At 42.1% G+C, this 21,535-nt stretch carries 16 protein-coding genes; 3 read left to right on the top strand and 13 right to left on the bottom strand.

Annotated features, from left to right (window positions below; translation table 11 throughout):
* Positions 1 to 9: 9 nt before the first annotated feature.
* From ruvB to EZJ28_RS01715, 9 genes are all read right to left on the bottom strand, one after another.
* The gene (gene ruvB / locus EZJ28_RS01755) at positions 10 to 1,038 is read right to left on the bottom strand and encodes a Holliday junction branch migration DNA helicase RuvB (protein ID WP_131394232.1); all 1,029 of its coding nucleotides are present in this window, start codon (positions 1,036 to 1,038) and stop codon (positions 10 to 12) included.
* A gap of 138 nt (positions 1,039 to 1,176) precedes the next feature.
* The gene (locus EZJ28_RS01750; RefSeq protein ID WP_131394230.1) at positions 1,177 to 2,997 is read right to left on the bottom strand and encodes a cbb3-type cytochrome c oxidase subunit I; all 1,821 of its coding nucleotides are present in this window, start codon (positions 2,995 to 2,997) and stop codon (positions 1,177 to 1,179) included.
* Positions 2,998 to 3,019: 22 nt separating this feature from the next.
* On the bottom strand, positions 3,020 to 4,219 hold the full coding sequence (locus EZJ28_RS01745; RefSeq protein WP_131394228.1) for a cytochrome c oxidase subunit II: 1,200 nt from the start codon (positions 4,217 to 4,219) through the stop codon (positions 3,020 to 3,022).
* A 32-nt stretch (positions 4,220 to 4,251) separates the two neighbouring features.
* A complete protein-coding gene (locus EZJ28_RS01740; protein WP_131394226.1) occupies positions 4,252 to 5,634 on the bottom strand; it encodes a quinol:cytochrome C oxidoreductase in 1,383 nt (460 codons plus the stop codon).
* 17 nt (positions 5,635 to 5,651) lie between these two features.
* Positions 5,652 to 6,365, bottom strand: coding sequence for a c-type cytochrome (locus EZJ28_RS01735; protein WP_131394224.1), 714 nt, complete (start codon positions 6,363 to 6,365; stop codon positions 5,652 to 5,654).
* A 5-nt stretch (positions 6,366 to 6,370) separates the two neighbouring features.
* On the bottom strand, positions 6,371 to 6,898 hold the full coding sequence (locus tag EZJ28_RS01730) for a DUF3341 domain-containing protein (protein WP_131394222.1): 528 nt from the start codon (positions 6,896 to 6,898) through the stop codon (positions 6,371 to 6,373).
* A gap of 5 nt (positions 6,899 to 6,903) precedes the next feature.
* A complete protein-coding gene (gene nrfD / locus EZJ28_RS01725) occupies positions 6,904 to 8,718 on the bottom strand; it encodes an NrfD/PsrC family molybdoenzyme membrane anchor subunit (RefSeq protein WP_131394220.1) in 1,815 nt (604 codons plus the stop codon).
* Positions 8,719 to 8,753: 35 nt separating this feature from the next.
* Positions 8,754 to 11,813: a TAT-variant-translocated molybdopterin oxidoreductase gene (locus EZJ28_RS01720; RefSeq protein WP_131394218.1), complete on the bottom strand. Its 3,060-nt coding sequence runs from the start codon at positions 11,811 to 11,813 to the stop codon at positions 8,754 to 8,756.
* 51 nt (positions 11,814 to 11,864) lie between these two features.
* Positions 11,865 to 13,226 carry a c-type cytochrome gene (locus EZJ28_RS01715; protein ID WP_131394216.1) on the bottom strand — a complete coding sequence of 454 codons (1,362 nt, stop codon included), beginning with the start codon at positions 13,224 to 13,226 and terminating at the stop codon, positions 11,865 to 11,867.
* A 225-nt stretch (positions 13,227 to 13,451) separates the two neighbouring features.
* On the opposite strand from EZJ28_RS01715, the gene EZJ28_RS01710 reads away from it, so the two are divergent.
* Entirely contained in the window at positions 13,452 to 13,841 is a 390-nt protein-coding gene (locus tag EZJ28_RS01710; protein WP_131394214.1) for an SPOR domain-containing protein, read from the top strand.
* A 108-nt stretch (positions 13,842 to 13,949) separates the two neighbouring features.
* On the opposite strand, the gene infB is transcribed toward EZJ28_RS01710, so the two are convergent.
* From infB to rimP, 3 genes are read right to left on the bottom strand one after another with little or no spacing between them, the layout of a single operon-like run.
* Positions 13,950 to 16,706: a translation initiation factor IF-2 gene (gene infB, locus EZJ28_RS01705; RefSeq protein WP_131394212.1), complete on the bottom strand. Its 2,757-nt coding sequence runs from the start codon at positions 16,704 to 16,706 to the stop codon at positions 13,950 to 13,952.
* 52 nt (positions 16,707 to 16,758) lie between these two features.
* Positions 16,759 to 17,991, bottom strand: a complete 1,233-nt coding sequence (gene nusA / locus EZJ28_RS01700) for a transcription termination factor NusA (protein ID WP_131394211.1) — start codon at positions 17,989 to 17,991, stop codon at positions 16,759 to 16,761.
* A gap of 12 nt (positions 17,992 to 18,003) precedes the next feature.
* Positions 18,004 to 18,465: a ribosome assembly cofactor RimP gene (gene rimP, locus EZJ28_RS01695; RefSeq protein ID WP_131394209.1), complete on the bottom strand. Its 462-nt coding sequence runs from the start codon at positions 18,463 to 18,465 to the stop codon at positions 18,004 to 18,006.
* Between the two features lie 231 nt (positions 18,466 to 18,696).
* On the opposite strand from rimP, the gene EZJ28_RS01690 reads away from it, so the two are divergent.
* Positions 18,697 to 19,524, top strand: a complete 828-nt coding sequence (locus EZJ28_RS01690; RefSeq protein WP_131394207.1) for a universal stress protein — start codon at positions 18,697 to 18,699, stop codon at positions 19,522 to 19,524.
* Here the strand turns inward: EZJ28_RS01690 and EZJ28_RS01685 are convergent.
* Positions 19,521 to 21,047: a hypothetical protein gene (locus EZJ28_RS01685; protein ID WP_131394205.1), complete on the bottom strand. Its 1,527-nt coding sequence runs from the start codon at positions 21,045 to 21,047 to the stop codon at positions 19,521 to 19,523. The two genes, EZJ28_RS01690 and EZJ28_RS01685, sit on opposite strands and share 4 nt — an antisense overlap.
* Before the next feature lie 184 nt (positions 21,048 to 21,231).
* Between EZJ28_RS01685 and EZJ28_RS01680 the strand changes: the two genes are divergently transcribed.
* Entirely contained in the window at positions 21,232 to 21,447 is a 216-nt protein-coding gene (locus tag EZJ28_RS01680) for a hypothetical protein (RefSeq protein ID WP_131394203.1), read from the top strand.
* Positions 21,448 to 21,535: the final 88 nt, after the last annotated feature.

The raw sequence follows: 21,535 nt of genomic DNA, 5'->3' as shown, positions 1-21,535 counted from the left end.
AAATTAGGATTATTGATCAAAAAGTCCGCCCTGGCTATTCCCCTTTATACGCCCAAGATGCCTGTATGCATGTTCGGTCACTTCCCTTCCGCGTGGAGTACGGTAAATGAAGCCCTGCTGAATAAGAAATGGTTCGTAGACTTCTTCTATGGTTTCGGCACTTTCACTAACCGCAGTAGCCAGGGTTGTTATTCCAACAGGTCCACCCTTGAATTTATCGATAATGGTCTCGAGGATCTTATTATCCATTTCATCCAGGCCATGAGCATCAACATTCAATGCTTTCAATCCGAATCTGGCTATTTCAATATCTATTTTACCATTGCCTTTGATCTGTGCAAAATCCCTTACCCTTCTTAACAAAGCGTTGGCGATCCTTGGAGTTCCCCTACTCCTTCCGGCAATTTCAATAGCTGCTTCATTGGTAATTGGAACTTTCAGGATATCAGCACTTCGTTCAACGATACCGGAAAGCAGCTCTGTAGTGTAATATTGAAGTCGGCTGGAAATGCCGAATCTCGCTCTCATAGGAGAAGTAAGAAGTCCGGATCTGGTAGTAGCACCAATTAGTGTAAACGGATTGAGGTTAATCTGAACCGTACGGGCGTTGGGACCGGTTTCGATCATGATATCTATCCGGTAATCCTCCATTGCCGAATAAAGGTATTCTTCAACTATAGGACTAAGCCGATGGATCTCATCGATAAAAAGTATATCTCTTTCCTCAAGATTTGTAAGCAGGCCAGCAAGGTCTCCAGGTTTATCCAACACAGGACCTGAGGTCACCTTGATTCCCACATTTAACTCGTTAGCAAGAATATGAGCCAAAGTTGTTTTACCCAGGCCGGGCGGGCCATGAAAAAGAGTATGGTCCAGTGCATCCCCCCTTAGATTAGCTGCTTGGACGAAAACCTCAAGATTTTCCAGCACCTGCTCCTGTCCCGCAAAATCATCAAAGCTAAGGGGCCGTAAAGCTCTCTCAATGTCAAATTCTTCTGATGAAAAATTATCTCCAGTAGGATCAAGGTTTTCGTTCATCTGCCAATTAAATTATCCAGGTCAATATACTAAAAATCGATTCAATCTGAAGTCTGAACCGAACGCATCAAAGATAATTAAAAAAGCCTCTTCCAGTGTGGAAAAGGCTTCTTCGATATTTGTTATTTCAGGTCTTGCTTAATGATTAAGCTCTTCCTCTTTATCCTGCAAAGGGACTGTTTGAGGAACAAAGTCCTGACCTTTTATCACATATTCTCCATCCTCATTGGTCTTGGAGTAATCGTATGCCCAACGATAAACCGATGGAATCGCTCCAGGCCAGTTTCCGTGAATATGCTCCACCGGAGTAGTCCATTCAAGAGTATTAGACCTCCATGGGTTCTGAACCGCTTTCTTACCGTAGAAGATAGAAGCGAAGAAATTATAAAGGAATACCAGCTGAACTGCTGCAGTAATTATAGCTGCAACAGTGATAATTACGTTCACATCTGCATAATCATCAAAATATGGGAATTCGGTGTTTGTATAATAACGTCTTGGAAGTCCTGCTATCCCGATAAAGTGCATTGGAAAGAATATCCCATAGGCGCCTACTGCGGTAACCCAGAAATGAACATACCCCAGATTCTTATTCAACATCCTTCCAAACATCTTTGGGAACCAATGATAAACTCCAGCGAATAAACCGTACAATGCTGAGATACCCATTACAAGGTGGAAGTGAGCAACCACGAAGTAAGTATCATGCACGTTAATATCAAGAGTAGAATCTCCAAGAATGATACCCGTTAGACCTCCTGTGATAAAGGTAGAAACGAGTCCTATTGAAAATAACATGGCTGGGTTCATCTGGAGATTACCCTTCCATAATGTAGTGATATAGTTAAATGCTTTTACAGCCGATGGTATCGCGATCAATAATGTTGTAAATGTAAATACCGATCCAAGGAACGGGTTCATACCAGATACAAACATATGGTGTCCCCATACAATAGTAGAAAGGAAAGCGATCGCAAGTATCGAAGCAACCATCGCACGGTAACCGAAGATAGGTTTACGCGAATTCGTTGCAATGATCTCTGAAGTAATACCCAATGCGGGTAAAATCACGATATATACTTCAGGGTGACCAAGGAACCAGAAAAGGTGCTCGAACAATACAGGCGAACCTCCCTGATGACTTAAGACTTCTCCCTGGATAAAGATATCACTAAGGAAGAAAGAAGTTCCAAAACTACGGTCCATTATAAGAAGTAAGGCCGCAGAAAGTAGTACAGGGAAAGAAACAACCCCGATAATAGCAGTTACAAAAAATGCCCAGATAGTAAGAGGAAGCCTGGTCATAGACATTCCTTCTGTTCTAAGGTTTATTACAGTAACAATATAGTTAAGCGATCCAAGCAAAGACGAAGCGATAAAGATAGCCATTGATACCAGCCATAAGGTCATACCCATACCAGATCCTCCAATTGCCTGTGGCAATGCACTCAAAGGCGGATAGATTGTCCATCCGGCCGATGCGGGTCCTGCCTCTACAAAAAGTGAGCTAATCATTATAACACTGGAAAGGAAGAACAGCCAGTAAGAAACCATGTTCAGGAATCCGGAGGCCATATCCCGTGCACCGATCTGCAATGGAATAAGCAGGTTACTAAAAGTACCACTTAGCCCGGCAGTAAGTACAAAGAATACCATGATGGTACCGTGAATGGTAACCAGTGCCAGGTAGATACTTGGCGTCATTACTCCATCCGGAGCCCATTTCCCTAGAAGGGCTTCAAAGATCCAGAAAGACTGTTCAGGCCAGGCAAGCTGGATACGAAACAGGATCGACATTGCGATACCAATGATCCCCATTATAAGCCCGGTGATAAGATATTGCTTGGCAATCATCTTATGGTCCTGACTAAAAATATACTTCGTTATAAAAGTCTCTTTATGATGATGTCCGTGATCATCGTGATGATCGTGTGCCGGTGCATTTGCAATTGCTGACATACTCTAATTCTTTATCTTAATCTTAGTTATTGTTTTCTACTACAGCCACTGCATCACTCTCCTGTGACTGGTTGTTGGTATTATCCTCACCTTCCGCATCTTCTTCTGAAGCCGGATCTTCGCTTCCACTGCTATCTTCGGGACGATCGGCATCCTGACTCTGGTCTGCCATTACACTTCCAAAGGTAGGCTGCTCTTCAAGCCATGCGTTGAAATCTTCTTCAGACTCCACAACGATCTTCATCTGCATATTGTAGTGAGCCTGTCCGCAGATCTTATTACATAGAAGGAAATATTCGAACTCATAAGGATCAAGGGTTGGTTCTCCCTGAGCCTGTAAAACTTCGTTTCTTTCATTTCTCTCTTCGTTCACGCTCTTTACTTTCTCCACCATATATTCACTCTGTCTCATTTCTTCTGAAGTGATGGTTGGAGTGAACCCAAACTGAGTGATCATTCCGGGAACAACATTCATCTGAGCCCTGAAGAAGGGGAAATAAGCTGAATGCAGTACATCCTGCGAACGGAATTTGAATAAAACAGGTTTATTAACCGGTAAATGAAGCTCGGTAACGATCTTGTCATCCTTTCCGTAAGAATCGGATTCATCAACCCCAAGCTGATTCACACCTTCGATAAAACGAACATTGGCTTTACCAAGTGTATTATCTTCACCTGCATATCTCGCTCTCCATGCAAACTGGTACGCGTAAACCTCCACGATCATAGGATCTTCTTCGGTATTCACATTCATAATATCACTCCAGGTGAAAAGTCCGTAGATAATCAGTCCGGCAAGGGTGATTACAGGAATGATGGTCCAAATGAACTCCAGTTTATCATTATCGGCATAGAACAATGCCTTTTTAGTTTTTTCTCCTTTGTATTTGTAAGCGAAGAAATGAAGCAGTCCCTGTGTGATCACCTGTACGACCATAATGATCGCTATAGATACAAACATCAGGGTATCATATTCGCTTCCATGCTCAGATGCCGCTTCCGGAAGGTAGAATCTTCCATATTCCCAAAAACAGTAAATAGTGATTACATACAGGAATATAACAAAGGCAAGCATAAGAATACCATTCAAACGGTTATCCTTATCGTTCGCTATTTGTGAGGTATCAGCATCAGGTCTCTTTGATAAATCAAAGATCTTAGAGATCTGCCAGCCCGTAACGGCCAGAAGTGCTAGTACTATTATTACTAAAAATACGGTCATTTTATAAGTTCTTCTTTAAACAATCAATCTTTTTAATAATGGTAATGCTTACTCTCCTTGATAAACGGATTTCCTTTTACCAACAGAGGTGCCTTTGTAAGTGAGTTGAAAACCACGAAAAGGAAAAGGCCCGCAAATAACAATACCGCGCTAATTTCAGGTATTCCTATGAACCAGGACTCTCCAACTGTAGCCGGCATTACAAGAACGAAAACATTCAAATAGTGCCCGCAAAGTATCACAATTCCAGTCATGATTACAAACCAGTTCACACGCTTATAATCGCTGTTCATCAGTAAAAGAACAGGGAAAATAAAGTTGGTCACAAGCATGCCCCAGAAAAGTACAGGATAATCCTCCATTCTTGTGATGAAGTATACAACCTCTTCAGGAATATTGGAGTACCAGATAAGCATGAACTGTGAGAACCAAAGGTACGTCCAGAAAATACTGATCCCGAACATGAACTTTGCAAGGTCATGAATATGACTGTCATTTACAAATTCAAGATATCCCCTGGATTTTAGATATATACTAATAATGGCAATGGTAGTAATTCCAGATACAAAAAGACTGGCAAATACAAACCATCCAAACAGGGTACTAAACCAGTGTGGATCAAGACTCATGATCCAGTCCCATGACATCATAGATTCTGTAACTATAAAGAAAACAAGGAATCCTGCTGCCAGTTTAAAGTTCTTTTTAAAGTATGTATTGTCTGTCGCCTCATCCATCTTAAGTGAATTCTTTCTGAGCAGGTGTCTGAAAAGTATCCATCCACCAAGGTAAATAGCTGCTCTTATAAGGAAGAAAGGAACGTTAAGATAAGATGTTTTAGCCTGTATGATCTCGTCATGTGCCACTACTTCAGGATCCATCCATATAAAAAGATGGTTGATGTGGAAACCTGAAAGCATCAGGATAACAAAAACTATGATTCCTCCTGGTAAAAGATAGGCTGTGATAGCTTCCATTACACGGAAAAGTACCGGTGACCATCCTGCCTGTGCAGCATACTGAATCGCATAAAAGGCGAGTACACCTAGAGAGATCATAAAGAAAAAGAAAGCGGCTACATATAAAGCAGACCATGGTTTGTTCTGCAACTGATGCAGAACATGTTCATAATGTTCATCATCATGCCCGGCTTCTTCAGCATGCGATGCATCGCCAGCAGCATGAGTTTCTTCCTGAACATGCTCTTCAGCAATACCTTCACCCGGCAATTGTTCAACATTGATTTCTGAAGACTCTACTGCTCCATGTTCATCTCCATGATGCCCGGAAGCCATCATTTCCTTAACTTCCTCTACATTCTCCGGTGCAGCGATGAATCCATAAATGAGACCTATTGCGCCAACAATCATAAAAATGATTGCTGTTAATTTTAATTTACTGGATAGCGTATACATATCTATAGATCTAATCTTTATTCTTGTGTTTCGGTTTGGTTCTGGGTCTCAGGAGCTTCCTCTTCCTGGCCGTTAGCGTTTTCCTGATAGATATCGGCATCTGCCCTGGAAGGCAATAACCTTGACTTATTAGATGGTGCCGACTCTGCATCCTCGAATTCCCTGGCAGGCTTTCCTTCCAATTCATCCTTCAGGCTCATCACGTAATGAGTTATCTGCCAACGCTCCTCGATAGTAGTCTGGGCCGCGTACGATCCCATATTATTAAGACCGTAATACATCACATGATAGGTACTACCTTCTGTGATTGCACGCCCGGCATCATCGTATGAAGGAACCCCAAGAATCTTTTCACGTTCTACAAGTATTCCCTTTCCGGCACCTTTATCGCCGTGACAAACCGCACAATAAACAGTGTAAAGCTGTTTCCCTTCGTTCAGGTTATCCTCGGTATATGGCAGAGGGTTCTTCAGGTTAGCCTTTGCATCGACTGAGCTTTGAACATTATTCTGATATTCATATGGCATCCAGCCTCTGGGAACTGTTCCTTCTACCGGAAGTTTAGCCTCCTGTCCGTTCTCGAACACCCTGTACTCACCATAAGTCTCATAACTTACAGGCTCATACATATCTGGCATATACTGATAGTTAGGATCGTTCGTGTCCTGGCAGGACACCACTGCGAATCCCAGAAGAAACAATGCTATAGCTTTATGGAACAAACTTCTCATTATCACTATTTATTATCTATTAATTTAATTTCAGATGCACCTGTATCGTATAAAAACTTGGTAAGGTCATCTACATCATGATTCGTTGCATCCACTTCCATAAGGAATACATCATCTGTAGTCCTTACATCAGGGTTTTCAGCTTTTTTGAAAGGCCATAGCTTACTTCTCATATAGAAAGTAATTACCATTAGGTGAGCCGCAAAGAATACAGTCAATTCAAACATAATCGGAACGAAAGCCGGCATGTTCTGGAAGAAACTGAAACTTGGCTTACCACCAATATCCTGGGGCCAGTCATCAATCATAATAAAATTCATCATAGCAATCGATACGGCTAATCCAACCAATCCGTAAAGAAAGGATGTGATGGCAATTCTTGTTGGAGCAAGTCCCATTGCTTTATCCAGTCCGTGAACCGGGAACGGGCAATAGATCTCACCAATATGATAGCGTGCTTCACGAATCTGCTTCACTGCCTGTATAAGCAAATCGTCATCTCGGTAAATAGCGTGTAAAACTTTAGATGCCATCCTGATTATTTATTTTTTAGTTTGTTTGCCTGGGCAACCCATCCTTCCCTGTTCTCCTGGATAGGGAAGTTCTCGATCACTTCATCAAGCAATTCAAAATCCTCTTCTGTTAGTTTACTAACCTGATCGTAAAGATAAATTCCAACCTGGTGCAGATGCTGCTGAAGCAACGGCCCTACATTCTTAAGTTTAGTAAGATCATCTGCCTCCTGTGTCTTTGGATCATAAGTTCCAATTCTCGCAAGCATTTCATCGATACGATCTTTAGTGACTTCAGAGATCACAACCCCATCCACATTTACAGTTTGTTCATGATCGTCACCTTTCCCATCTGCATTGTCATCTCCAAGATCGTCAATCTTTGTATGAATACCTTCATCTACATTTCTAGCAGGATTTTTGCCATATGTCTCATGCTCATGATACACTACATCATCACCATGCTTTTCTCTAAGTTTCTTATACTTCTCTCCTGAGGCCTTAAGTATTGTCTTTACCTCGGCCTGAGCAATCACAGGGAATGAACGGGCATAAAGCAGGAATAATACAAAGAAGAATCCTATTGTTCCAATGAAGATACCTATATCCACAAAAGTTGGTGAGAACATGGTCCATGAAGACGGAAGGTAATCACGGTGAAGCGAGGTCACGATAATTACGAAACGTTCGAACCACATCCCGATATTTACAACGATCGAGATAAAGAAAGAGAACATGATACTTGTACGAAGTTTCTTGAACCACATGAACTGTGGAGAGAACACGTTACAGGTCATCATACTCCAGTATGCCCACCAGTAAGGACCTGTAGCCCTGTTAAGGAATGCATACTGTTCGTATTCAACCCCGGAATACCATGCGATAACAAGCTCGGTAATATAAGCAGTACCAACAATAGAACCGGTGATCATGATTACAATGTTCATCAGTTCGATATGCTGGATAGTGATATAATCTTCAAGGTTAGAAACCTTTCTCATAATGATAAGCAGGGTGTTTACCATTGCAAATCCAGAGAAGATTGCCCCCGCAACGAAGTAAGGAGGGAAAATGGTGGTGTGCCATCCCGGAATTACCGAAGTCGCGAAGTCAAACGATACGATGGTGTGTACTGAAAGTACCAGAGGAGTTGCCAAACCGGCAAGTACCAGAGACACTTCTTCAAAACGCTGCCAGTCTTTGGCACGTCCACTCCATCCAAAAGAAAGTATACTGTAAACCCTTTTAGTAAAAGGTGTGATAGCTCTGTCACGGATCATTGCAAAATCAGGTAACAAGCCTGTCCACCAGAATACAAGTGAAACAGATAGATACGTAGAGATCGCGAAAACGTCCCATAAAAGCGGTGAATTAAAGTTCACCCAAAGAGATCCGAACTGGTTTGGAATTGGCAATACCCAATATGCTAACCATGGACGCCCCATGTGAATTAAAGGGAACAGCCCCGCCTGCATTACCGAGAAGATTGTCATCGCCTCGGCAGAACGGTTAATCGCCATTCTCCATTTTTGACGGAACAGTAATAGTACCGCTGAAATAAGAGTACCCGCGTGACCAATACCTACCCACCAAACGAAGTTGGTGATATCCCAGGCCCAGCCTACTGTCTTGTTAAGTCCCCAGGTACCGATACCCGTGGAAATGGTATAAACTATACATCCTACACCCCATAGAAAGGCAACAAGGGAGATACCAAAGACTATCCACCATGATTTATTAGCCCTTCCTTCAACCGGCGCAGCTACATCCACAGTCACATCGTGATAGCTTTTGCTGCCGGTAACTAGAGGCTTTCGTATAGGTGCTTCGTAATGAGACATATCCTTATCTGATTGATTCTTAGTTATTCGTTTATTTAAGCTTCGGTTGTATTTCTAACTTTTGTCTGGTACATCACATTAGGTTTTGTTCCCAGGTATTCAAGCAGATGATACATCCTGTCATCATTTTTCTTTTCAAGAATTTTCGAGTCTTCGTTATTCACATCTCCAAAGACCATTGCTCCTTTATCACAAGCGGCAGAACATGCTGTCTGGAATTCTCCATCCTTGATTGTTCTTCCTTCACGCTTCGCATCAAGAATAGTCTTCTGAGTTTTCTGAATACACATAGAACATTTCTCCATAACCCCTCTTGCACGCACAGTAACATCAGGGTTCAATACCATTCTTCCAAGATCGTTGTTCATATGGTAATCGAACTCATCGTTCTTCGCGTATTCAAACCAGTTGAAACGACGCACTTTGTACGGACAGTTGTTAGCACAATATCTTGTACCCACACAACGGTTATAGATCATTTGATTCTGACCCTGTCTACCGTGAGAAGTTGCCGCCACCGGACATACTGTCTCACATGGAGCATGGTTACAGTGCTGACACATCACAGGCTGGAATACAACCTGAGGGTTATCTGCAGGCTGCTCAAGTTCACCAAATTCAGAAAGCGAACTTCCAAGACCACCAATGTTTTCCTTTTTCTCAAGATCGCTGGTAAAGGTATCTTCAGAAGAGAAATAACGGTCTATACGCATCCAGTGCATATCTCTCGATTTCCTTACCTCTTCCTTACCTACAACAGGAACGTTATTTTCAGAATGACATGCGATCACACAGGCACCACAGCCGGTACAGGCATTAAGGTCTATACTCAGGTTAAAGTGAGGTCCTGTGGTCCTGTCAAAACTCTCCCAGATATCAACTTCAGGGGAAGTTACAGGAGTTTCAATATGATTAAGAGATACTTCAGGAGTTGAATTCCACACATGAGCATCTTTTGTATTGAAGATCTCCAGAGTGGTCTCCTTAATAATATCTCCTCTACCCATTAGGGTATTATGCAACTGAACGCAGGCGAATTCATGCATTCCGGCAGCTTTCTCAATCTTAACCTTCTGTACTGAACTAAAGTTCTTATACAATGGATAAGCATTCACCCCGGTTTGCATTTCTTCCTGAATTCCTTCTTTTCTACCGTATCCTAGCGCAAGCCCAACAGAACCTTTTGCCTGACCTGGCATGATATACACAGGCACATTCTGTAAAATAGAATCACCTACGCTAATATTTACGTAACTACCATTAAGAGCTCCATCAGCAACATGCTCATTCACCAATCCAAGTTCCTCAGCATCAGCTTTTGAAACAGTAAGATAGTTGTCCCAACTCGCTCTCGTAAGAGGATCAGGCATTTCCTGCAACCATGGGTTATTGGCCTGTTGCCCGTCCCCAAGCGCAGTATTAGTATAAAGCGTTAATTCATAACCTTCACCCTCAATCTCATCCATGTTCAAGGACACAGAATTTGAGGCGCTGGCAGAACCGCTTTCAGCTACCGGAGAACTGGCTTCAAACACACCATCGTGAAGTACTTCACTCCAGTTTCTGTCGCCCAGCCCGGCAGACCAGGTTTCCTTTATATATTCGTAATAAGACTTGTTATTATCTGACCACTTCAGAAGAGTATCCTGAAATTGTCTTGTATCAAATAACGGTCTTATTGTTGGCTGCATTAAGCTGAAAGATCTTTCAGAAAACTGAATATCCCCCCAGCTCTCCAGATAATGTGGAGTAGCAGCAACATATTTACTTAATTTAGATGTCTCATCGGCACGGGTAGTAAAATCCACAACGGTTTCTACCTGCTTAAGACCCTCCACGAACTCAGCAGCATTCGGTAAAGTATGAACAGGGTTCAGCCCGGCGATCAAAAGAGCACCAACACTTCCATTATTCATATCCTCTACAAGCTGTGCAACCTCCGCGGAATTACCCTGACGAATAACCCTCGCATTTGAAGTATCCATCACCTGGCTACCAAGAGCTTCATTGATCTCCAGCGCCCAGGTCTGAGATTCATCATCCGGAATTCCACAGGCTACCACAGCACCACTACCAGCCTTTCTTAACTGATTTGCAGCTTTAACAACAGCATCATCAATATTTGAAGGCAGTTCGCTGGTAGAAGAACCTCCCATCACATAACCCCTAAGGGCCGCCATTACAGCCTTTAGCTGCGACGGTTTAAGTGGCACACGCTTATCTGCATTCGCTCCGGTTAGAGTCATATTGGACTCAAACTGAATATGACGGGACATTTGTCCGTTTTCAGGAATTCGTGTTTTTGCATAGGCAGAATCATAACCACCACCCTGCCAGTCAGCAAGGAAATCAGCCCCTACACCAACAACGGTCTTCGCTTTTGAAAAGTCGTAATTTGGCAATGCACGTCTTCCATATTTTGACTGAAATGCATTTAAAGCAGCATCTTCAGAAACAGTATCATAAACTACGTGACGAACATTCCCGTATTTGGACGAAAACTCCTGAATAAGTTTAGAGGTAGAAGGACTGGCGAAAGTCTGAGTCAACAGTACGATCTCTCCATTGGCATTCTCAAGAGCAGCTCCCACTTCACTATCAAATTCCTCCCAGGAAACATTCCTTCCTTCGATCATAGGGCGTTTCACCCTTTTTGTATCATATAAAGAAAGCACCGAAGCATGAACACGGGCATTAACCCCGCCTTTAAACTTCGACAGATCATTATTTTCAATTTTTATTGGTCGCCCTTCGCGTGTTTTAACCAAAACGCTTGCAAAGTCAAATCCATCGGCGATAGTAGACGCGTAGAAATTAGCAATCCCGGGCACAATCCTTTCAGGCTGAACCACGTAAGGGATCGACTTTGTCACAGGGCCTTCGCAGGCAGCCAGTGATGCCGCTGCTGTACTGAATCCAACATACTTAAGGAAGTCCCTTCTGGAAGTCTTAGAACTCTCCAGAGAAGATTTATCCCCAAGAAAATCCTCTACCGGGATCTCCTCGGCAAATTCCTTTTGTTGGAGCGTCTCAACAACAGAGCTGTCATTTTTTAGCTCTTCAACACTTTTCCAGTATTTCTTGTTTGATGACATATTATATCTAGATATTAGCTTCTTAAATTAAACCTGAAATTCCAGGATATTTTAGTAGTGACACTTACCGCATTCAATTCCACCCATCTGGGCAACAGTAAGCTCTTCTACACCATATTTTTTAGACAATTCCTCATGGATCTTTTCGTAATACTCATTACCCTCGATCCTGATATTGGTTTCGCGGTGACAGTTAATACACCAACCCATCGTTAGAGGCGCATTTTGATACACGATCTCCATCTCTTCAATAGGACCATGACATTCCTGACACTGTATTCCGGCAACACTTACGTGCTGGGAGTGATTGAAGTAAGCAAGATCGGGTAGATTATGAATACGAACCCACTTCACAGGTTTTTCTTCACCCGAGTAAGTTCTTGTAGCAGGATCCCAACCTACAGCATCATAGAGCTTAGCGATCTCCTTGTCATAAAATTCCTTAGAGTATTCTTCAGTAGCAGTTTCCGGAGCCACTTCTGAAATGGCCTTATGACAGTTCATACACACATTCAACGAAGGAATACCAGAATGCTTCGAAGTTCTTGCAGAAGAGTGGCAGTATTTACACTCAATCTGGTTATCACCAGCGTGTATCCTATGCGAATAATGAATAGGCTGAATAGGCTGATATCCCTGATCCACACCAACCTGCATCATCCATCCGTAGGCAAAATACCCAACCGCGAGCAACACGATGATAGAACTAACCAAAAGAAGGAACTGGTTTTCCACGAAAGATTTCCAGATCGGCTTTCTTTTTGGTTTTTCAGGAATAACGATCCCTGACGCATCAGCAAAGTTCCTAAGGGTTTTATTAACCAGGAATAACACAATCAGAAGAACAACCAGTACAAAAACCAGGATTCCCAGGATCACATTTACAGAGATCCCTCCACCTCCGGACTGACTAGCATCACCTCCGGCAGCACCAGAAGCCGCAGCTTTAGGCTCAGGCTTAGGCTGCTCTACATAGGCCAGAATATTATCGATATCTTCATTGCTAAGCTGCGGGAAAGCAGGCATAGCTGTTTGATTATACTCTTCATAAACCTGCACCGCTTCCTGATCACCAGACGCGATCATAGCCGCAGAATTCTTAATCCAGGACTGAAGCCACTCCATATCCCTTCTATCGGTAACACCATGCAAGGCAGGACCAATAGATTCTGAATAAGGTTTATGACATGCCGCACACAGGGAATTAAACAATTCCTTTCCGGCAGCCGGATCACCTAAACCCGTGCTTCCGGAATCCTGCCCGGCAGCAGCTTCAGTATCTGCTCCGGCAGCTGCGGTCGTATCCTGAGACGCACCCTCCTGAGCAAATCCAATTAAGGTAAATGAAAATAAAAATGCTACGCTAAAGAGTAGTTTTCGCGAAGTTGAATGGCGGTAAATCACCTTTTTCATATTATAAGTTCGATTAACGTCTAAACTTTGGTACGGTTTTTACACTCAGTGTTTTAGGGCTAAAAACCTAAAAAGGTACCTTTAAATTCGGTCACAAAAGTAATACTTCTGGTGGATTTTAGGAATGTTACATAAGTGTTAATCCATAATTTATATTAGTTCTAAATAATAAATTGATACCCGTTTAAGTTATTTAATTTTACATTTGTCAAAAAGCTGAAATATATGAAAAACTTCAAATTTTCACACATCATACTTCTTACGGCCATCGGCCTGTTTTTTACAGTGGATTCAACCGCTCAACAGGCTTCTGTGAACGTTCAACAAAATGAAAAAATAGAAAAGCTGATGGAGGTTAAAAAGGAACTTAACCGCAATAACAGAATAGGTGACCGGTATGTTATCCAGTTATTTTATGGAGACAACGGGGAAGCGAACGAGGTAATCCAGGAATATCGCGGATTATACTCCTACCCTTCACAAATTGTTTACGAAGCACCTAATTATAAGGTCTGGGTGGGAAATTTCAGAAACCGCCTGGAAGCAGACAGGGCGCTACTTAAACTAAAGAGCAGTTTTCCAGCAGCCTTTATTCCAAAACCTCAACGCAGATAATTACAACTTACAGATCTTATCAGTTTTAAAAATAGAGGAGATCAAATGGATAAATAAAAAAAGCGGCTGAATCAGCCGCTTTTTTTTATTGCTATATGTTAAACTCTATTACTTCAGAGTTTTCTTAACTTCTACTTCTCTAAAGGCCTCAATAACATCTCCTTCTCTTATGTCATTGTAATTCTTGATCTGCATACCGCAGTCATAACCTTTAGAAACTTCCTTCACATCATCCTTAAATCGTTTCAGAGATGCAAGCTCTCCGGTATAAATAACCACTCCATCACGTATCAAACGCACACCTGCACTTCTGTAGATCTTACCAGACGTTACCATACATCCTGCAATAGTACCGATCTTGGATATTTTGAAGGTCTCCCTGATCTCAGCAGTACCAGTGATTTCCTCTTTAAGCTCAGGAGAAAGCATTCCTTCCATCGCATCTTTAAGATCATTGATCGCATCGTAGATAATAGAGTAAGTTCTGATATCTATTTCTTCCTTATCGGCAACCATTCTGGCATTACCCGCCGGACGAACATTAAATCCGATGATAATCGCATCAGATGCCGAAGCAAGCAGCACATCACTTTCTGTGATCGCTCCTACTCCTTTATGGATGATATTCACCTGGATCTCTTCAGTAGATAATTTCTGGAAACTATCGGTAAGCGCTTCAACCGAACCATCCACATCACCTTTAAGAATGATGTTAAGCTCTTTGAATTCACCAAGTGCGATACGTCTTCCAATCTCATCAAGAGTAATATGACGCTGCGTTCTAACATTCTGCTCACGCTGCAACTGGGTGCGTCTTGCCGCTATCTCCTTGGCTTCACGCTCATCTTCCATCACCTTGAAGGTATCACCCGCCTGGGGTGCACCATCCAGCCCCAGAATGGAAACCGGTGTTGAAGGTCCAGCCTCTTTCACCTCATTTCCACGCTCATCGTGCATAGCTTTAACCTTACCGCTATGGCGGCCGGCAAGCACATAATCACCAATTCTTAAAGTTCCTGCCTGAACCAGGATAGTAGCTACATAACCACGCCCTTTATCCAGATAGGCCTCTACAACAGTACCTTTTGAAAGTTTTTCAGGATTCGCTTTAAGATCAAGAAGCTCGGCTTCAAGAAGTACTTTTTCAAGCAATTCTTTCACCCCTGTTCCTGTCTTCGCAGAAATATCGTGAGATTGTATCTTTCCTCCCCAGTCTTCCACCAGTAAATTCATAGCTGCCAGCTTTTCCTTGATCTTTTCCGGATTTGCTGTTGGAAGGTCAGATTTGTTGATCGCGAATACGATTGGAACTCCCGCTGCCTGAGCGTGCGAGATCGCCTCTTTGGTCTGAGGCATCACATCATCATCTGCCGCGATCACAATAATTGCTATATCTGTTACCTGGGCACCACGTGCACGCATCGCGGTAAAGGCCTCGTGACCCGGTGTATCCAGGAAGGTAATGCTTTGACCACCTTCAAGCTCAACCCCGTATGCTCCAATGTGCTGGGTGATCCCACCACTTTCTCCGGCGATCACGTTTTCCTGACGGATGTAATCAAGAAGAGAAGTCTTACCGTGGTCTACGTGACCCATTACGGTAACAATCGGAGCTCTTGGTTCAAGGTCTTCCGGATTCTCCTCTACCTCTTCAACAGTCTCTTCAACATCGGCGGTAGTGAATTCAACTTCATAACCAAACTCTTCAGCAACTATGCTTAAAGTCTCAGCATCAAGACGCTGATTCATGGTAACCATCATTCCAAGGGACATACATGCCGAAATAACTTTGGTTACCGGAACATCCATCATGGTCGCAACCTCACTTACGGTCACGAATTCGGTTACCTTCAATACCTTTTCATCAGATTCCTGCTGCGACAATTCCTGCTCAGAACGTTTTCTGTGCTCATCACGCTTCTCTCTACGGTATTTAGCAGCCTTACCTTTGCTGGATTTACCCTGAAGTTTTTCAAGGGTTTCCCGTACCTGCTTTTGTACTTCTTCTTCGGTAGGCTCTTCCTTAGTGATTGGCTTACCTCTTTTGCGTCCGCCTCTTTTACCTGGTCCCTGACCTGGCCCGCCTTTTACATCTTTACTGATGCGACGGCGACGTTTTTTACGCTTATCTTTTTTATCGTCTTCGGAAGAAGATTTCTTTTCATCCTTCTTCTTCGCTGGTTTTTTGAACTGAGAAAGATCTATCTTTTTACCCGTGAAGTTAGGCCCGCTAAGCTTGGTATACTTAGTCTCGATAGTACTCGATTCTTCCTTAACCTCTTCTTCTTTCGCCTCCGTCTTTTCTTCGTCCTCCTTCTTATCCTTCTTAGGCTCAGGCTTCTTCTCTTCTTTCGCTTCTTCTTTCGGTTCTTCTTTCGCTTCTTCTGCTTTCGCAGCTGGTTTTTCAGGCTCTTTTTCGGCTTCAGCTTCTTTGACAGGTTCTTCAGCTGGAGCTTTAGACTCCTCCTCTTTAGGGGCTTCTTCTTCCTTCGGCTTTGTACCCGGTTTTTTATCCAGATCTATTTTACCGACGGTTTTGGGACCTTCAAGTTTGGCCCGGCTGGAAATAGCTTCCTCTTCCTTCTCTTTTTTCTCCTCTTCAGCCTTGCGCTTTTCTTCAATTTCCTTGCGCAGCTCTTCCTTCTCTTTTTTCCTCTCTTCTCCAACTTCTTTGGAAGCTACCTTTTTACTCTTGTCGGTTTGGAACTCGTCAGAAAGCACCTCGTAGATCTCTCCCGAGATTTTGGTAGTTGGACGCGCGTCTATCTCGTAGCCTTTGGAATTAAGGTATTCCACAGCCCTGTCTAACGAGATATTGAACTCACGTAGAACTTTATTTAATCGCATTGTTTTCGCTTCTGCCATAAATTGCCCTCTAAATTACCTCTTTTAATGTATTCTTCGTTATAAAAAAATATTATTCTTCAAATTCAGACCTTAGAACAGCCATTACATCTTTAATGGTCTCCTCTTCCAGATCTGTACGACGAACAAGATCATCCACATCCTGTTCCAAAACTGCCTTTGCAGTATCCAGACCAATCTTCGAAAATTCGGCGATCACCCAATCTTCGATCTCATCTGTAAACTCCTTCAACTCAACATCTTCTTCAACTCCTTCACGATAAACATCGATCTCATAACCGGTTAACTGGCCGGCCAATCGTATGTTATGCCCACCACGACCAATTGCTTTGGAAACCTCTTCAGGCTTCAGCATTACCTGAGCCGTTTTATTCTCTTCATCCAGCTTAATAGAAGTTATTTTGGCCGGACTCAGCGCTCTGGTAATGAATAACTGGTCATTATTAGTGAAATTAATCACATCTATATTCTCATTTCCAAGTTCACGTACGATACTGTGAATCCTGGAACCTTTCATTCCCACACAGGCACCTACAGGATCTATCCTGTCATCATAAGAATCTACAGCGACCTTGGCTTTTTCGCCAGGTACACGCACAACTTTCTTAATAGTGATCAACCCGTCGAACACTTCCGGGATCTCCTGCTCAAATAGTTTTTCTAGAAATGCCGGAGCGGTTCTGGACATGATTATCGTAGGCTTATTTCCTTTAAGCTCTACACTTTCAATAATCCCTCTCACATTCTCTCCCTTACGGAAGAAATCTGAAGGAATCTGGCGGTCTTTTGGAAGCACTATTTCATTGCCTTCATCATCTAGAAGAATAATGGCTCTGTGCCTTATATGATGAACTTCTGCAGTATAAATCTCTCCTTCAAGATCTTTAAACTGCTTATAAATATTCGTGTTGTCATGCTCGTGGATCTTGGAGATAAGATTTTGACGCAGGGCCAGAATCGCTCTTCTTCCCAGGTCTGCAAGCTTTACTTCTTCAGAAACATCCTCACCAACTTCAAAATCTGGCTCGATCTTTCTGGCCTGAGTTAATGAGATCTCCCTGTTTGGATCTTCTACCTCACCATCGGCCACCACTACTCTGTTTCTCCAGATCTCAAGATCCCCTTTATCAGGGTTTACAATAATATCAAAATTATCGTCTTCTCCATACTTTTTCTTTAAAGCATTTCTAAAAACATCCTCCAGGATCGCCATCAGGGTGACACGATCTATGAGCTTATCATCTTTAAACTCTGAGAATGACTCAATCAACGCGATATTCTCCATATCAATTTGTGATTAAAATGTTATTTTAACTTTTGCTTCCACGATATCAGAATATGGTAATACCACTTCTTTCTGTACCGTAACCTTTCCTTTTCCAACAGGCTTTGGCTCTCTGGCTTTCCAGGAAAGTTTTATTTCGTTCTCATCAACCTCAACAAGCTCGCCTTCAAATTTATCATCGGAAGTCGTGACTTTCAACCTTCTGCCTATATTTTTTTTGTATTGCCTTGGTAACAAAAGGGGCTCTGAGACTCCCGCCGATGTAACCTCAAGGGAAAAATCTTCTTCATCCCTGTCAAGATTATGTTCTACAGCACGACTTACCTCTATGCAGTCGTTTACTGAAACTCCCTCATCGCCGTCTATCACCACTTTTATATGGTTGGCGGAGTTAACACCCAGGCTTATTAAAAATAAGGAATTATTTTCTTCAAGTGCCGTATGAACTAACTTTTCTACCTTCTCCTTCAGCATATGTTTATAAAAAGAGGGGACTTATGTCCCCTCGCTGTACTTTTAGTTTCAACGCTGCAAATATAAGAATTATTTTCAAGTATAAAAACGTGAGCTTAAATGAAATGAGTAATAAAAATATCAGATTCCCGGAGATTTACCTCGGGTCATAAAAAATCAAATAAATATTAGCAGATAAAATATTCTTTGTAATTTAGTTAGACATTCATTTACAAGCTATTACCATAATTCATGAAAAACATCCTTGTTCCAACCGACTTCAGCGACCAGGCCGAAAAGGCGTTAAAGGTGGCTGCCCAATTAGCAAGAAAGTTCAACGGAGAGATCTTTTTATTGCATATGCTTGAACTTCCGCTTCAGTTAATAGATCCGGTACAGGGAAGCAGTCACAATTTACCCGAAGCGATATTTTTCATGAAACTTGCGCACCAGCGTTTCTCGAACCTTATGAAAAAACCTTATCTGAAAGGCATCAAAGTTCATGAGACCGTTGAGTTCCACCGTGCTTTTGATGGTATCATGGAAATTAGCCGGGAAAAAAAATGTGACCTTATCGTAATGGGTTCGCATGGTACAAGTGGTTTCCAGGAAATGTTTATAGGCTCAAATACCGAAAAAGTGGTTAGACATTCTGAAATCCCGGTACTGGTTATCAAGAACGAGATCCCTGAATTTAAAGTGGACAATTTCATTTTTGCTACAGACGCTAATCCTGAACATAAGCACACCCTGAAAAAAGCGGTCAAATTCGCAGACACAATAGCTGCCAAACTTCACCTGTTGTTTGTGAACACTCCTAATAATTTCATGACCAGCACTGAAGCTCATGAAAGAATGGCGGAATATATAAATGACTCAAATCCCAATAACTACGAGATACATATATATAATGATATAAGCGTGGAAAAGGGAATCCTTCATTTTGCAGAAAAGATGGATGCAGGCCTTGTTGGGATCAGTACACATGGTCGAAAGGGGCTTGCTCATTTCTTCAACGGCAGTATTAGTGAAGATCTGGTTAACCACTCTAACCGTCCCGTGGTCACTTTCAAGATTTAAATAAAGGTCTTAAGGGCTCCTTTTCTTATCAGATTCCAGAAGTAATTCCAGAAAGACTTGGTCTTATCCCTGGTAAAACTGATATCCTTATATTCTGCCTCTTCATTAAGGGTCTTATCCTTTACAAAAAGATTTGCTATCGCAGAGACCACCTTATTCTTTCTCTGGCCATCTTTGCGAAGCACCTCAAGCTTAAAATCCTTATATTCCAGTTTCATATTTCCGCTAGCCTGGTTATTATTCCCGGAATAATTAAAATCCATTTGTTTTACCTCTCCTTCTGCCAGGATATTCATAGCCGGTTTTAGGAATTTATTCATTTCAGTTGCAGGCAGCCCGCCCATATCACCCGAGATCTGAAAAGCATCAGACCTGTCATTTATATAAAATTCCCAGTTTACATATAAAGGTGCTGTTCTCATAAAACGAGCCTGTGCCGTTACGACGGTCTTCGGAAAATCCTCATCTCCCATTCCGATATTGGTTATATTTCTAATTTTCCCGCTAAGCGCCGAAAATTCAACGATACCCGCATCTCTCCCCTCTTTAATAAACTCTTCGTATCTGATGAATGTACGGTTCAAATGCAGGCTGTCTATACTCAGTTTAATTGGCAGGCTCCTGATCATTTCACTGTATAAAGGCTTATAGGTAGTATCATCGGGTTGGGTACGGTCCCTGTATATATTGAAGTTTACCCCGGTGATTTCGGCGAATGAATTGCGGACGTTTACAGTATCGTTCTGAACAGACCATCTTAAATTATTCAGCGAAACCGAATCGATCACAAGATCGTACCTGTCGGCTTCTACTGAAATGGTCTTCTGATGACCGGCTTTGGAATATTTCGGAATAATTCTAAGATCCCTCACCAGCACCTTATCATTAGCAATACTGAAATCGGCCGCTGTCATTTCGTGCCGGGGGTCCAGGTTGTAAAAAATGCTATCGGCCTTAAAAAATAAAAGATCGTAATTAAAGGGCACCGCTTCTTTTAAACTTCCGGAATTTATGCGCACCTCCTGCATCCGTATCTGATTGATACTGGTATAAAGACGATGCCGGGAACTGTCTTTTTCAAATATCTGAAAACTCCCCCCATTTATAATCACTTTTTCAAGCAGGATATTCTTTTCGAATTGAGGATTCTTTTTTGGAGCAGCACTATCCTTCTCTTTCTTTTTGGGAAGATTATAAACCCTGATCACGGGATTGGAAATATTGAGATCCCCAGCGATAATATCCTTACTGGTAAGGTATTTCCAAAGTTTGATATTATCCAGACTAATAGTGTCGACTTCCAGGGTCTTGCCTCTTATGCTAAAAGTTGGCTGAATCACTTCAGCCTTTCTATCCAGCAGTTTCACATCAACCTCCTTATAACTGGCATTCACCCGATCCAGATTATTCTCCAGGGCGGTTTTTATATTCCCTTCCACATAACTATTCAGAAATAACAACGCGAGGGCCAGAAGGCCCATCCCAATAAGAATTCCAATAGCAATTTTTAAAGATCTCTTCAATTAACGGTACGATTTGTTAGAACCAATTTACAATTCCCCGCCACTTCCCTGCAGGGTTTAAGAATATTTAACTTAAAAGATTGTGAGACAGAGGTTACCTAAGTTAAATTTTCGTCAAACTTAAATCCCACCTTTCCCGGTACGGTAATTGAGTCCTATATTTGACCAAGTTCAAAAAAGAGATATGTTTTTTAAAGTGGGTATAAAAATTTTATTTGTTGCAATCGAGATCTTTCTCGGGTTTTACAGCCTGCTTATTAGTGACAGCCTGTTACTAAAATTTCTCTTTTTCGCGGTTACTGCCGGAATTATAGCTTTTGGAATGCTTAAATCCCTTAACAGGGTTCTGCCCAGAGACAAGGATTATTATATTCAGGCCGATAAAGAAGAAAAGGAATAAAACAGGAATGCATTATAGGTACCTTATCCGTTGACCCCGTCAACGGATTTTTTTATTTACATTGGCACATCATTATATATTTAAAATA

It is taken from the genome of Gramella sp. KN1008, assembly GCF_004332155.1.
Lineage (GTDB): Bacteria > Bacteroidota > Bacteroidia > Flavobacteriales > Flavobacteriaceae > Christiangramia.
Note: the sequence above shows the minus strand (reverse complement) of the source record. Positions and strands in the feature narration are given on the sequence as shown.

Coding starts and splice junctions, on each gene's coding strand:
- ruvB (WP_131394232.1), bottom strand. CDS start 1,038: ATGAACGAAAACCTTGATCCTACTGGAGATAATTTTTCATCAGAAGAA.
- nrfD (WP_131394220.1), bottom strand. CDS start 8,718: ATGTCTCATTACGAAGCACCTATACGAAAGCCTCTAGTTACCGGCAGC.
- EZJ28_RS01750 (WP_131394230.1), bottom strand. CDS start 2,997: ATGTCAGCAATTGCAAATGCACCGGCACACGATCATCACGATGATCAC.
- infB (WP_131394212.1), bottom strand. CDS start 16,706: ATGGCAGAAGCGAAAACAATGCGATTAAATAAAGTTCTACGTGAGTTC.
- EZJ28_RS01720 (WP_131394218.1), bottom strand. CDS start 11,813: ATGTCATCAAACAAGAAATACTGGAAAAGTGTTGAAGAGCTAAAAAAT.
- EZJ28_RS01740 (WP_131394226.1), bottom strand. CDS start 5,634: ATGTATACGCTATCCAGTAAATTAAAATTAACAGCAATCATTTTTATG.
- nusA (WP_131394211.1), bottom strand. CDS start 17,991: ATGGAGAATATCGCGTTGATTGAGTCATTCTCAGAGTTTAAAGATGAT.
- EZJ28_RS01730 (WP_131394222.1), bottom strand. CDS start 6,898: ATGGCATCTAAAGTTTTACACGCTATTTACCGAGATGACGATTTGCTT.
- rimP (WP_131394209.1), bottom strand. CDS start 18,465: ATGCTGAAGGAGAAGGTAGAAAAGTTAGTTCATACGGCACTTGAAGAA.
- EZJ28_RS01690 (WP_131394207.1), top strand. CDS start 18,697: ATGAAAAACATCCTTGTTCCAACCGACTTCAGCGACCAGGCCGAAAAG.
- EZJ28_RS01710 (WP_131394214.1), top strand. CDS start 13,452: ATGAAAAACTTCAAATTTTCACACATCATACTTCTTACGGCCATCGGC.
- EZJ28_RS01745 (WP_131394228.1), bottom strand. CDS start 4,219: ATGACCGTATTTTTAGTAATAATAGTACTAGCACTTCTGGCCGTTACG.
- EZJ28_RS01680 (WP_131394203.1), top strand. CDS start 21,232: ATGTTTTTTAAAGTGGGTATAAAAATTTTATTTGTTGCAATCGAGATC.
- EZJ28_RS01715 (WP_131394216.1), bottom strand. CDS start 13,226: ATGAAAAAGGTGATTTACCGCCATTCAACTTCGCGAAAACTACTCTTT.
- EZJ28_RS01735 (WP_131394224.1), bottom strand. CDS start 6,365: ATGAGAAGTTTGTTCCATAAAGCTATAGCATTGTTTCTTCTGGGATTC.